Origin of the sequence: Butyrivibrio sp. XPD2002 (genome assembly GCF_000423945.1) — a bacterium.
GTDB lineage: Bacteria > Bacillota > Clostridia > Lachnospirales > Lachnospiraceae > Butyrivibrio.
The window spans coordinates 1-13,805 of sequence record NZ_AUIY01000040.1 but is presented as its reverse complement, the minus strand read 5'-3'; the positions used below and the strand labels follow the sequence as shown (position 1 = coordinate 13,805).

Here is a 13,805-nt window from a genome sequence, read left to right as displayed (position 1 = left end):
TGTCCTATACACAGTTGAGATTTCCTTTCCAAAAGATTATATTAGTATTATAGCATAATTTCCAAGAGTAATCAAAACATTTGTTCTTTTTAGATGGAGTTTTTATGGATAACTACAGAAGAGGTTCACATTCAGTTTACCTGCTTACCTATCATATCATTTTTGTCACTAAATACAGGAAAAAAGTGATAACCGATGAGATGGGGGATTTCATGAAAAATCACGCCGCTTATCTGTGTGGAAGGATGAACTGCGATATGCTCTCAGCTGAGACAGACGAAGACCACATACACATGCTTATCTCCATGCCTCCGGATGTTGCTCCGGTAAAACTGATAAACACCTTAAAGTCACAGCTCTCTAAAGAAGTCAGGATCAAATATCGTGAGCATCTGGAAAAATTTCTGTGGGGAGATGCTCTTTTCTGGAGCAGGAGCTATTTTTGCGCCACAACCGGATCAGTTTCACTTGAAACAGTGAAAAAATATATAGAAAGCCAGCGCACGGATGACCACAAAAGAAAATATGAAAAGACAGGACGATATAGTAAATCAAAGCGCTGAGGGTCAGCGATTCATCCCCCACCGACTATGTCGGAAGGAGTTTTCTCGCTGATATATCATAAAACAATATATAGAAAATCAGGAAAACAAAAATGGCACATAAAACCACAACAAGAAACATGACAAGCGGCTCTATATTAAAGCAAATAATTGCTTTCTCACTGCCGCTTATGTTCGGAAATATTTTTCAGATGTTATATAACACCGTGGATTCAATCGTGGTGGGCAATTTCGTAGGAAAAGAAGCCCTTGCTGCAGTGGGCTCCACCACCATGATTGTAAATATGCTGGTGTTCTTTTTTAATGGCTTCTCAATAGGAGCAGGAGTTTTAATCTCAAGATATTTTGGTGGAAAGGACTTAAAAGGTCTCCACCTTGCTATCGAAACAACAATTGCAACTACGCTTATCTTCTGCGTTCTCTTTACAATAATCGGAAGTATCGGCGTTACACCTATGCTTAAATTTATGGCCACTCCTGAAGATGTTATGCCGGATGCTACTACATACCTCAGAATATATTTTCTTGGTTTTTCCGGTCTTCTAATCTACAACATGGGAAGCGGAATACTGCGAGCTGTGGGCGATACCACCAGGCCTCTTATGTTCCTCATTCTGACAAGTCTTATGAACATCGTTCTTGACCTTGTCTTCGTAATCGGTCTCCACGCAGGAATTGCAGGTGTTGCCTATGCAACCATCATTTCCCAGTTTATTTCAGCCATTCTCACGCTGATGCTTCTTACAAGGACAAACGATATCTACAAGCTTGTCTGGAAGGATCTGACACTTGATAAAACTATCCTTAAAGGCATCTTCATGGTTGGCCTCCCTGCAGGAATACAGTCAGTCATCACTGCTTTTTCAAATGTATTCGTGCAATCCTACATAAATCACTTCGGTTCAAGCTGTATGGCAGGTTGGAGCAGCTACAACAAGCTCGATACCTTCATAATGCTGCCCATGTCCAGCTTTGCTATGGCTGCCACAACGTTTGTCAGTCAGAACATCGGCGCAGGAAAAGAAAAACGAGCAGAAAAAGGAACCAGAACAGCTATACTTCTGTCAACCTTTGTTACCTTTGTTATTGCCCTCATGCTTTACATATTTGCAAGACCTGCAATAAGACTCTTTTCATCAGACGAGTCGGTTATCGAATTCGGAGCACTTTTCATTCAGACAAACGTGTTCTTCCTTATTGCAAACTGCGTAAACCACACTCTCGCTGCTGCCCTTCGCGGACGCGGTGATTCCAGAGGTCCCATGGTCATTATGATTGCAACCTTCGTTGTGGTAAGACAGATATATCTCTTCGTACTAACTCATTTCATAGTAAATGACCCGAAGTGGGTAGGATTTGGTTATCCCGTGGGTTGGATGTGCTGCTGCGTGGTAGAGCTCATCTACTACAACATTAAGTGGAAGGGCAAAGCTCAAATAGTAAAGAATCCTGATATCATCAATTACGCATCCGATGAAAAAGAGCACAAAAAGGCATGATTATCAGAAAAAGAACACACAAAATGACATTGTTGCCCAAAATCGATTTTGCTATAGTACTTTGAGTAACAAAATATGACTTCTTCCGCTTTTGCATACATGAAGTCATCGTAATCTTCTTTGGAGGAATCAATGTTAAAAAAGATTGACGCAGAAATGAAACGTCGCCTTGCCATGACCTTTGGAGGCGTACTTATATCAGGTTTTTCCGTTGGAATGTTCCAGTTTTCACTTATGGGAATGGATCCGTTCCAGGTATTTGCCCACGGAATCTGGACACAGCTCCTGCATATAATGACTGATGGAACACCAAGGTTCTTTACAGAATTTGATCCGGCAAACGCAGTCATCGGCTACGGTATCGTTTATATGATAATCAATATGGTGCTGCTGGTGTTTGATTTCTTTTTGGATAAAAAGAAGATAGGAATCGCAACCTTCATCAATCTGTTTCTGCTTGGTTATGTGGTTGATTTCTCCTATAGTATTTGGATCAGGCTGATACCCGAGCCGACATTTTTAATAAGAATTGTATTCCTTCTCGTAGCGATTGTAATCATATGCTTTGGTTCTGCATTATACTTCACAAGTGACCTCGGTGTGTCAACCTACGACGCAATAGCACTCTCTCTGTCCGAGCAGAAAAAATGGGACTTTAAATTTGTAAGAATAACCTGTGACCTCATCTGCACAGGACTGGGATTTGTGATGGGTGTTCTCCCGGGAATAGGAACCATTATTACTGCATTTTTCATGGGACCTCTCATCGAGTTCTTCAATGTTCATGTAGCAAGACCTCTAAGATATGGCAAGAACGCAAAATAATAGTAAGAATACCAAAGGCTATGGAAGATTGATTTTCCATAGCCTTTTTTCAAAAGAGTTTATCTATATTTAATAAACCTTTCATCCTTACCTTTCTTAAAAACCATATAATTAAATATATAGATGTAAAAAACTTACAGCTTTACAGATGATTTGAATTGATTCATCTCTTTTTTTGCAAGGAGTTTCCAAATGAAAAAAATCATTTTAGCAATCCCTATTACCGCCATAGTTCTGGCAGCCACTTTATTTTTTTCACCTGCAAGTGCTATGACCAACACAGAGATTTCTCTAGACGAAGCCACACAGATTGCTCTTCTGAATGCAGGCTTTAATGCAGATGAGGTCGTTATCATAAAATCTGAAAGAGAAGTCGAAAATGGAATTGCACAATATGATATAGGTTTCGTTGTAGAACCCGATGAGTATTATTACGAAATAGAGGCTTCTACCGGTAAAATACTCTATTATATGTACTATGACGAGAAAAAACGCAAGCTCAGGGAATCCAATCCTGTTCCATCTCCGCAGGAGATAACCCCTGATCAGGCTCTTGAAATTGCTCTAAAGCACGCAGGCTACACCGCTGCTGAGACCACCGGCTCTGAAGTCAAAAACGACTACGATCAGGGTGAAAACATCTATGAAGTTGTATTCTATATTTATGGAAAAGAATACCAATACGATATCAGAGTATCAGATGGACAAATTCTTGATTATGAGATTGATCATTAATTCAAGGCTGCTGCAGTCAACTGCAGCAGCCTTTACACTCTATTATAATAATATTTCTAAACCTATCATTTTCTTTAAAAATCTACTTACTTCTTTATCTTCATGGTAAGTCCGATTCTCTGCTTCTTTACATCAACCTCGATAACCTGGACATCTACGATATCTCCAACGCTTACTGCATCGAGAGGATGCTTGATGTAGCGGTCAGTGATCTGAGAGATGTGCACAAGTCCGTCCTGGTGAACACCTATATCCACGAAAGCACCGAAGTCTACGATGTTTCTGACTGTTCCCTTGAGAACCATTCCGGGCTTTAAGTCCTTCATGTCCATGACATCACTTCTAAGAATAGGAGCAGGCATGCTCTCTCTGGGGTCACGGGAAGGCTTCTCAAGCTCTGAGAGAATATCTGTAAGAGTGATCTCACCAACTCCGAGCTCCTCAGCGAGCTTCTTCTTATCGCCCACCTTATTAAGGAGGCTTCCACCGGCAAATCCTGCACCATTACCTGAGCCTGCTTTATTGCCGGATTTACCCTTAGCAGCGCCATTATCAGAAGCTGACTGTGCGCTATCTGCAACAAGATTTGCTCCGTTTAATGCTGCAGCAAGTGCTGCTCCCATAGCGGTACTGGTATTCTTAACAACAAATGTCTTTTCCTTCTTGGTATTCTTACCCTTATTTCTGTCAGAATTACCCTTAGCTTCTGCCTTCTTGGCATCAGCCTTGGCTTTGGCTGTTTTCTTCTGAGCCTCTCTTACATCATCCATGGTTAGACCAAGCTTATCCATAAGCTTCTCTGCTGCCTCGTATGACTCAGGATGCACGCTTGTGTCATCAAGAGCATTCTTACCGTCATGGATTCTGAGGAATCCTGCGCACTGCTCAAAGGCCTTGGGTCCGAGCTTCGGAACCTTAAGGAGCTCATCCCTGCTCTGGAACTTGCCGTTAGCTTCTCTATAATCAACAATATTTTTGGCAATAACCTTGCTGATACCTGATATATAAGTAAGAAGTGGAGCTGATGCTGTATTAAGATCAACGCCCACCTTGTTAACGCAGTCTTCAACTACACCTGAAAGAGCTTCTCCAAGCTTCTTCTGATTCATGTCGTGCTGATACTGACCTACACCGATACTCTGTGGATCAATTTTAACAAGCTCTGCAAGAGGATCCTGAAGACGTCTTGCTATGGAAGCCGCACTTCTCTGTCCTACATCAAACTGGGGAAACTCCTCTGTTGCAAGCTTACTTGCCGAATATACTGAAGCCCCTGCCTCGTTTACGATAACGTACTGAACCGGCTTATCAAGCTCCTTTATAAGCTCTACGATTACCTGCTCTGATTCTCTTGAAGCAGTACCGTTACCAACTGAGATAAGGTCTACGTCATATTTCTTTATAAGCTTTTTGAGCTCTGCCTTTGCTTCCTCAACCTTGTTCTGAGGAGCTGTGGGATAAATAACCTTTGTATCAAGGACTTTTCCTGTAGCATCTACGATTGCAAGCTTACAGCCTGTCCTGAAAGCAGGATCCCATCCAAGTACTGTCTTACCTGCGATAGGAGGCTGCATAAGGAGCTGCTCAAGGTTCTTACCAAATACGCCAATAGCGCTGTCCTCTGCCTTCTCTGTGAGTTCATTTCTTATGTCTCTCTCGATGGCAGGAGCAATAAGTCTGTCATAGGAATCCTTGCAAACAGCCTGAAGTACAGGTGTTGTCTCAGGATTTTCCTTTGTGATCGTCTTCTTTTCAAGGAAACGAAGGATCTGTTCCTCGGGAGCTGTGATCTTAACTGTAAGGAACTTTTCAGCCTCGCCGCGGTTAAGAGCCAGGACTCTGTGTCCGAGGATCTTGTTTACAGGCTCCTCAAAGTTGTAGTACATCTCGTAAACGCTCTCTGCCTTCTCGTCCTTTGCAGTTGATGTAACAAAGCCCTGATTCCAGGTCTCCTCACGGATGTATGTACGGTAATCGGCATTATCAGAGATCTCCTCGGCAATGATGTCCATGGCTCCCTGAATAGCCTCCTGAATGTTCTTAACCTCTTTCTCCTCATTTACATAAGGAGTAGCTTCCTCAACAAGAGTCTTTGTGGTCTCCTGTGCACGGATAATATCTGCAAGTCCGTCCAGGCCCTTCTCCTTCGCAACAGATGCTCTTGTCTTTCTCTTGGGTCTGTAAGGTCTGTAAAGATCCTCAACTGCAACCATTGTCTCAGCAGCGATGATCTTCGCCTTAAGCTCGTCTGTGAGCTTACCCTGCTCCTCTATGCTGGAAATAACCTGCTCTTTCTTCTCCTCGAGACCTCTTAAGTAGGTGAGTCTCTCGCCCAGAGTTCTGAGCTGCTCATCGTTAAGAGAACCTGTTACCTCCTTACGATATCGTGAAATAAATGGTATGGTGTTGCCTTCATCAATAAGCTTGACTGCAGCCTCAACCTGCCATTTCTGTACACTAAGTTCTTCTGTGATCTTCTGTAAAATATCCATACTGACTGTAAAACTCCTTGAATTTATTGGCTTATAAGCCTTCAAAATCAATGCTAAAAAAGCATGCACATTGTCTATTTTACTATGATGTCACCCACTTTTTCAATCACCCTGATATTTCATCAAAATTTAATACACAATACCCTGTTTTTGCGGTAAACTTAAGGTGAAATAATGTTATCTTTTGATGACAGAGGAGGAAAATGTAATTCAGCTTCAGACTGATTTACAACTAACTGATAATGACTGAAAGTTTTGAGTATAACCAGTCTCGAAACCCTCTAAATCCCAGGGTTTCCATGGCTACCATAGCCTCAATAACAGGTCTGGTTTCAATAGCACTTTTACTTAGCGTCTATCTCTCCATTATTCTCGGAGGAGTCGCTGTAACGCTTGCTCTTCTTACACGTGATAGTAACGGCAAGCTTTTCCCGCAGGCCAAGCGTGCAATTGCCTTTGGTCTTGTAGGATTATTTGGGGGATATGCACTGATTGTTACATCCTTCGTGACGGTTTTCACCGATCCCGAAGCGCACAGAATGGTGAATCAGTATTCCGAGGCAGTCACCGGCAGAAGCTTTGACGCCATGTTTAATGAGATCACCGATAATCTCGGAATAAGCTTCGACATTCCTGCAGAGAATTAAAGAGGATGTGCTTATGAGTGGTATCAGTGGAATTGGATTTAATAGTTCATACGCATCAGGGTTCTTTGGTCCTGCCTTTAATAACGGCGGCTCCGGAACAGTTTCAGAGGCAGCGGCAGGTGCAGGTCCTGTCATGGGTGATGGCAAGGTAAGCCTTAATCCCGGAGAATCCGTTGAGAAAAAGCCCGGCATGCGTTCATCACCGGCTGAATGCGAGACCTGTAAGAATCGCAAATATATAGACGGTTCTAACGAAAACGTATCCTTTAAGAGCGCAGCTCACATATCTCCCGAAGCTGCTCCCTCAAGAGTTCGCGGTCATGAGCAGGAGCACGTATCCAACGCTTATAAGGAGGCAGCCGAGGGCGACGGCAAGGTTTTACAGGCTTCTGTAAAAATCCAGACCGCAGTATGTCCCGAGTGCGGACGCACCTATGTATCCGGCGGACTTACTACCACTCAGATAATGTACAAAAATGAAGATAATCCATATCAGAAAAATAAGAAATCAGCTGACGCAGCCAGTGGTCTTATAGGCTCCAGCTTCGATGCAGCCGTTTGATTTTCACCTGAGAGGTGCACTGATCATTATATAAGGTGAGGCCTTAGCGCTTCGCCTTATTTTTGGGAATGGCATATTCCATTTCACAATAAAAAACACAAGAGGAAGCTATGAAAAATTTCAACAAAACATCCGCCCTTAAAGCCGCAGCAAGAGACAGGCTCATCGGGCACTATGGCACAACAATTTCCGCAATTATTCTTTACAGATTCATTTCATTTGTAGTCGTTAACTTTATAGTCGGTTCTATAATTCCAAGTAGCCTTATTTCATATTTGGTATTTTTCTCAGCTACAATTCTGGTAAACCTGTTCCTGGGTGTATTTGATTCAGGACTCGCTTATCTTTTCATGAATATCATATATGGGCAGTCCGTATCGGTTGGGGATCTGTTCCACGGTTTCAAGAATCACCCTGACAAGGCAATTAAGCTCCAGGTTCCCATCGCAGTTATGGATACCCTTACAATGATTCCGATTCAGGTGCTCTCAGTTGTACTCGCCAGAAATGCTAAGATCACAGGCAGTATCGAGCCCCAGGTGACCTACGCAGTTATCGCAGTAATCGGTATCCTCGCTATTATCAATCTTTATGTTCGTCTGACTTTCTCCCAGTCCTACTACATTCTTCAGGATTTTCCGGACAAATCGGCGACTTCCATTTTAAAGACAAGCTCAAAGCTCATGAAGGGCAATAAGAGAAGACTCATTCTCCTTTACCTTAGCTTCATTCCACTTGGGCTCATTGGTATGCTTGCATGCTTCGTTCCGTTTTTCTGGGTAACAGCTTACGTTGCGGCTTCTGATGCTGCTTTCTATCAGGACCTTGTAGCTGTATCTGCACAAAACACTAATTCATAAGAAGGAAAACTATATGGATTTAATAGATGCAATTAACGCGATAGATAAGACACACGAAGACGACGTACTGCACAGATTGACAACGGTCTGGGGCGATTCTCTTGATAAAGAGAATGTTTTACAGGAATACCCTCGTCCGCAGTTCGTCCGTAACAGCTATATAAATCTGAACGGAGAGTGGGAATACGCCTTTTCAGGCAGCAATGCCCATCCCCGCAAGATGGATGGAACCATTCTGGTTCCTTTTTCACCTGAGGCAATATTGTCCGGCGTCGAGAGACAGCTAAAGCCCGATGAATACCTTTGGTATAAGAAGGTGCTTCCTTCAATTAAGCTTCCTTCAAAGGATTACCGTGTGCTTTTACATTTTGGTGCCGTGGATCAGCGCGCCATCGTTTTCATAAACGGTGCCCCCGTTGGTGCTCATTCCGGCGGATATCTTCCCTTTACAATTGATATAACTGAAGAATTAAAGCAAAAGAGCCCCGAGGATGAGCTTACCCTTGAAGGCACTCTCACAGTCTGCGTACAGGATGACAGCGATTCCTCCTACCACAGCAGAGGTAAGCAGACACTTAAGCGCGGCGGTATGTACTATACTGCCCAAAGCGGTATCTGGCAGACAGTCTGGATGGAGGTAGTACCGAGAACACATATCACAGCCTACAGGATCCTTCCGGATAAAGCTCTGGACATTATCTATGTAACCGTCCACACCAATCACAAGTGTCCTGTTTCCATCAAGATAATGGACTCCTCCAAAGAGATCCTCATTGCAGAAAACGAGGGCCTCACAACAAGCAGAAATGACAAAAACCGTCAGCGCTTCGAATCAGAGGATTTCCGCGATTCCTTCAGCCATCAGTCCGATGAACTCAGTACCTTCTCACCGGATATTGAAGCCAAGCACAAATCCCGCTATACATATTCCTGCAAGATTACTATTCCCAAGCCCCACCTCTGGAGCCCCGAGGATCCTTATCTCTATCAGGTATGCATAAATGCAGGTGATGACGAAGCCTGGAGCTACTTTGGAATGCGCTCCTTCACCAAACAGTTTGATAATAACGGTAACCCCGTATTTTTCTTAAACGGTAAGCCCTATTTCCTTAACGGTGTTCTGGATCAGGGCTACTGGCCAGATGGTCTCTACACCGCACCAAGTGATGAGGCCCTGATTTTCGATATTACTGAGATGAAAAGGCTCGGCTTTAATATGCTAAGAAAGCACATAAAAATCGAAGCTGCAAGATGGTACTACCACTGCGACAGACTCGGAATGATAGTATGGCAGGACATGGTAAGCGGAGGTTCATCCTATGCAAAGCCTGTAGTCTCCTACCTGCCTACACTTTTCCCGGGAATCTTCGGACACATGCCAGACGGTCCCATCAACTATCACATATTCTCGAGAGAATCTGCTGACGGCAGACGGGAATGGAACCATGAGATGAGGGAGACCATCCAGCACCTTATAAATGTTCCCAGCATTTCGGTATGGGTTCTCTTCAACGAGGGATGGGGACAGTTCAATGCATCCGCCGCAACAATACACGCAAGGCAGTTTGCTGACAACAGGCTTGTCGACCAGGCCAGCGGATGGTTTGATGAAAATGGCGGAGACTTCAGAAGTGTCCACAACTATTTCAGACCGCTGAATGTCGTTGCAGATAAAAAGCACCGCGCCTTCGTAATCTCCGAATATGGCGGCTATACCTGCTATATCAAGAACCACAGCAGCGTGGACAGAGTTTTCGGCTACAAGAAATTCGATACTCCTACCGATTTTCAGAAGGCCTATAAAACGCTTATGGACGAGACTATAGAAAGCCTCAAACAGAAGGGCCTTGCAGGTGCGGTTTACACCCAGCTCTCAGACGTTGAGGAGGAAGTAAACGGCATACTGACCTACGACCGCAGGCATAATAAGTTAGAGATGAAAAGATGATGAAAAATAACAATCTTTATGACAAACCAAAGGAAATTAACAATTTTCATGAGATAGAGGACTTCTCTGAGAGAAGAGCCCACCTCGAGTACCTGAGCGAGAATCAGGAGGCCTCCGGAATCTGGAGCGACATAACTCCTGAAGATGCAAAGCGCTACTTAGAGCTCTTCGACAACAGATATGAGAAGAAAAACAACCAGTGGGTGGATAATTACATGCGCGCCTTCATGATGCTAATGACTCTTAACAGGGCATCCGCCATATCCTTCTTAAACGGCAGAAGACGCAAGGAGATTGAAAGCTATCTAACTGCACTTGGTGCCTATAGTGACAATATCGACTCCTATCAGCTTGAGGAATGGAAGGACTTTGCAGCCTGCTATATAACCTCCTGCACCTCCAGCAAGACCTACGGCACAGCTTTCCTTGGCATAATACCCATGCCTGATAAAAACGTAGGCCTTAAAATCGCAGGAGATATCGATACCGCACTCCACGAAGTCCCTGAATCCTACGATCTTTTTGAAAAATCCAAACCCATATACAAGATTTTCAAGGAAACTTATTGCATTCTTTTACAAAATGGGGAAAAGCTGTGGAACGAATATATGGCCACACGCTCTAATTAACATCATATAAGGTATCCTACAAAACCAATATATGGTAAAATGAGACATATTTTTATTAGCACAATCGGGAGGAAACGCAATGGAAAACAAGAAGGCCGTTGTATCCCTTGGACACGAAGCCCTCGGATACACCACCAATGAACAGATGAAAGCCACAAAGGTAACTGCAAAGGCTCTTGCTGATCTCGCAGAGGCAGGTTACCAGCTTAACATAACACACAGTAATGGCCCCCAGGTAAGCATGATACACAAGGCCATGACAGAGCTTCGAAGAATCTATATCGACTACACTCCCGCTCCCATGAGCGTATGTAGCGCAATGAGCCAGGGTTATGTCGGCTACGATCTGCAGAATTCCCTTAAGAGCGAGCTCACAAGCCGCGGAATATCAACTCCTGTCAGCACAATTCTGACTCAGGTTACTGTTGATCCCTATGATGAAGCCTTCTATGCTCCCACCAAGGTTATCGGCAGATACATGTCCAAGGAAGACGCTGATAATGAAGTTAAGAAGGGCAACTTCGTACAGGAAGTACCCGGAAAAGGATACCTTCGTATCGTTGCAGCTCCCAAGCCTATAGATATCGTTGAGATTGATGCCATCCGTGCACTTTCTGACGCAGGTCAGATAGTTATCGCCTGTGGTGGTGGCGGAATCCCTGTAATCCAGCAGAACCACGTACTTAAGGGTGCTTCTGCAGTTATCGAGAAGGATGCTATCGCAGGAAAGCTCGCCGCTGATCTTGGCGTAGACAGACTTATCATTCTTACTTCTGTTCCTTACGTTTACACAGACTTCGGTAAGGACACTCAGGCTCCCATTGAGCGCATGAACGTATCTACTGCAGAGCAGTACATCCGCGATGGCCAGTTTGGTGCAACAGATATGCTTCCCAAGATTGAGGCTGCTATCGAATACCTCAAGAAGAATCCTTCAGGAAGTGTTCTCATCACTTCTCTTGCAGAGGTTGGAGACGCTTTAAAAGGAAAAGCAGGTACCTTCATTACTGCATAAAATATCCCGAATATCAAAAACGCTGCCCTTTACGGACAGCGTTTTTATTATGAATTTTCTACAGATTTCACAGGAATAGCCTTCGGTACTTCCATGGTCCTAAGCTCAATTCTGGGACCACCCTTTCCTCTGATATAATCTCCTGTTATCGTTACATTTCCGATGTTATCATCCTTCGGAATCTCATACATGATATCCAGCATGAACTCCTCAATAATGGCACGAAGAGCTCTGGCTCCCGTATCCTTTTCCATAGCCTTCTCAGCTATTGCTTCAAGTGCATCATCATCGAATTCAAGGTTAACCTCATCAAGAGCAAGGAGCTTCTGATACTGCTTAAGTATCGCATTCTTGGGCTCCTTAAGGATCTGCACCAGCATCTCCTTGGACAATCCCTTCAGAGTGCATACGATCGGAAGTCTTCCGAGGAACTCAGGGATCATTCCAAACTTCTTAAGATCCTCAATAGTAACCTTGGTGATAAGATCAGGATCCTTATCCCATTTATCCTTAAGATCAGCATCAAAACCGATGGAGGTCTGCTTATTCAGTCTCTGCTTTATGATCTCTTCAAGATCCGGGAAGGCACCACCACAGATAAACAGAATATTTCTGGTATTAACCGTTGCCATGGGAACCATAGCATTTTTGCTACTTGCTCCAACCGGAACCTCAACATCTGATCCCTCAAGGAGCTTCAGCATTCCCTGCTGAACTGACTCTCCGCTTACGTCTCTTGAAGTAGTATTCTTCTTCTTTGCAATCTTATCGATCTCATCTATAAAAATGATACCCTGCTGGGCTCTGTCGATATCGTTACCGGCTGCTGCCAGAAGCTTACTTACAACGCTCTCGATATCATCACCGATGTAACCTGCCTCTGTAAGGGATGTAGCATCAGTGATAGCAAGCGGCACATCAAGAAGCTTAGCCAGTGTTTTTACGAGGTAGGTCTTACCACTACCTGTGGGTCCGATCATGAGAATGTTTGACTTTTCAATCTCGATGTCGTCCATTGTGCCTGTCTTAACTCTCTTGTAGTGATTGTAAACAGCCACAGAGATTATCTTCTTAGCCTGCTCCTGGCCGATTACATAGTCATCGAGCTTGCCCTTTATGATGTGAGGCGCAGGAATGTTCTCAATGCTAAACTCAGGCTTAACCTTGATATCCTCTTCCTTCTTCTTTTTGATCTTCTGTGAATTAGGGATTCCGCCTGAATTCATGAAGTCACCAAAGTTCATGAAATTAAGCCCCGGCATTCCGTTGTGCTTATTAAGCTCATTCATAAGGTCGGGATTGTTCAGAAGGTTCTGATAATCAAACTGGCTGACTGTGTCCATGGTCTTGTGCATACAGTCATCACAGACGCATATTCCGTTAGGAAGGTGAAACATCTTGCCTGCCTTGCTCTCAGGACGTCTGCATATAAAGCACACATCCTCGTAATCACTCTCCTTATTATCCGTTGTATCGTTATTCACCTTACTTTCAGCTTTATCACTTTTGATCTCGGATTCCGGAACCTCTCTGAAATCCAGATCGTCATTATTATTATCGAAATTGTTGCCCATAAATTTTTTTACTCCACTTCTAATGCTTATATCAATGCGACCAAATTATTCCAATTCGCACCATAACCTTTTAATGTCATCATCTTATTATACATATCAGGCAATTTGCTTGCAATTTTCTTGTATGATATAAAAAAGTGCCTACGGCACCTCAACTCCCCTGCCCCTCAATCATGAGGGGTGGGGTTGTTTTTTGCCTCAACTCATTCATAATGATTTTTATGAAACGAAACGTACTACAAAATCTGTTCCGCGATCATTACGAAGAAATTCAATATACTCTTCATCCCCGCAAAACTGAAATGGAAAACATCGATAAGATGCTCAATTGCGGAGACCCTGCCTATGGCGGTGCCATGTATGGCTGCCCTGATTGTGGTACTCTCAAATTTATTCCCTTTCGTTGTCATTCAAGATTCTGTCCTACATGTGGTGCCATGTATTCACAGAAACGTG

The 13,805-nt window shown here is 43.6% G+C and carries 13 protein-coding genes; 11 read left to right on the top strand and 2 right to left on the bottom strand.

Features of this window, described 5'->3' with window-relative positions:
• Positions 1–104: 104 nt before the first annotated feature.
• The 4 genes from tnpA (at position 105) to G587_RS0115700 (ending at position 3,622) form a co-directional block, all read left to right on the top strand.
• Positions 105–563 carry an IS200/IS605 family transposase gene (gene tnpA, locus G587_RS23115; protein WP_051201088.1) on the top strand — a complete coding sequence of 153 codons (459 nt, stop codon included), beginning with the start codon at positions 105–107 and terminating at the stop codon, positions 561–563.
• Positions 564–655: 92 nt separating this feature from the next.
• Positions 656–2,062 (top strand): MATE family efflux transporter, encoded by a 1,407-nt coding sequence (locus G587_RS0115710; protein ID WP_026493033.1) that lies wholly within the window; start codon positions 656–658, stop codon positions 2,060–2,062.
• A 132-nt stretch (positions 2,063–2,194) separates the two neighbouring features.
• Positions 2,195–2,887, top strand: a complete 693-nt coding sequence (locus tag G587_RS0115705; RefSeq protein WP_026493032.1) for a YczE/YyaS/YitT family protein — start codon at positions 2,195–2,197, stop codon at positions 2,885–2,887.
• A 192-nt stretch (positions 2,888–3,079) separates the two neighbouring features.
• A complete protein-coding gene (locus tag G587_RS0115700; RefSeq protein ID WP_026493031.1) occupies positions 3,080–3,622 on the top strand; it encodes a PepSY domain-containing protein in 543 nt (180 codons plus the stop codon).
• Between the two features lie 86 nt (positions 3,623–3,708).
• Here the strand turns inward: G587_RS0115700 and G587_RS0115695 are convergent, their stop codons facing one another.
• Positions 3,709–6,114: a Tex family protein gene (locus G587_RS0115695; RefSeq protein WP_026493030.1), complete on the bottom strand. Its 2,406-nt coding sequence runs from the start codon at positions 6,112–6,114 to the stop codon at positions 3,709–3,711.
• Between the two features lie 242 nt (positions 6,115–6,356).
• Between G587_RS0115695 and G587_RS0115690 the strand changes: the two genes are divergently transcribed.
• The 6 genes from G587_RS0115690 to arcC all read left to right on the top strand — a co-directional run bounded on the left by G587_RS0115690 (position 6,357) and on the right by arcC (position 11,775).
• Positions 6,357–6,761: a hypothetical protein gene (locus G587_RS0115690; RefSeq protein WP_196812597.1), complete on the top strand. Its 405-nt coding sequence runs from the start codon at positions 6,357–6,359 to the stop codon at positions 6,759–6,761.
• Between the two features lie 13 nt (positions 6,762–6,774).
• Entirely contained in the window at positions 6,775–7,323 is a 549-nt protein-coding gene (locus tag G587_RS23110; RefSeq protein WP_051201087.1) for a hypothetical protein, read from the top strand.
• 110 nt (positions 7,324–7,433) lie between these two features.
• Positions 7,434–8,183 carry a DUF975 family protein gene (locus tag G587_RS0115680; protein ID WP_026493028.1) on the top strand — a complete coding sequence of 250 codons (750 nt, stop codon included), beginning with the start codon at positions 7,434–7,436 and terminating at the stop codon, positions 8,181–8,183.
• A 13-nt stretch (positions 8,184–8,196) separates the two neighbouring features.
• Positions 8,197–10,131 (top strand): glycoside hydrolase family 2 protein, encoded by a 1,935-nt coding sequence (locus G587_RS0115675; protein ID WP_035787013.1) that lies wholly within the window; start codon positions 8,197–8,199, stop codon positions 10,129–10,131.
• Positions 10,128–10,760 (top strand): DUF6553 family protein, encoded by a 633-nt coding sequence (locus tag G587_RS0115670; protein ID WP_026493026.1) that lies wholly within the window; start codon positions 10,128–10,130, stop codon positions 10,758–10,760. Before G587_RS0115675 ends, G587_RS0115670 begins: the two co-directional genes overlap by 4 nt.
• Positions 10,761–10,839: 79 nt before the next feature.
• Positions 10,840–11,775 carry a carbamate kinase gene (arcC, locus tag G587_RS0115665; protein ID WP_026493025.1) on the top strand — a complete coding sequence of 312 codons (936 nt, stop codon included), beginning with the start codon at positions 10,840–10,842 and terminating at the stop codon, positions 11,773–11,775.
• 47 nt (positions 11,776–11,822) lie between these two features.
• Here arcC and clpX read toward each other — a convergent pair whose 3' ends face one another.
• Positions 11,823–13,349 carry an ATP-dependent Clp protease ATP-binding subunit ClpX gene (clpX, locus tag G587_RS0115660; protein WP_026493024.1) on the bottom strand — a complete coding sequence of 509 codons (1,527 nt, stop codon included), beginning with the start codon at positions 13,347–13,349 and terminating at the stop codon, positions 11,823–11,825.
• Between the two features lie 221 nt (positions 13,350–13,570).
• On the opposite strand from clpX, the gene G587_RS26785 reads away from it, so the two are divergent.
• Positions 13,571–13,805 (top strand): transposase zinc-binding domain-containing protein (locus G587_RS26785; RefSeq protein WP_196812596.1); only part of this gene is annotated, 235 nt, incomplete at its 3' end.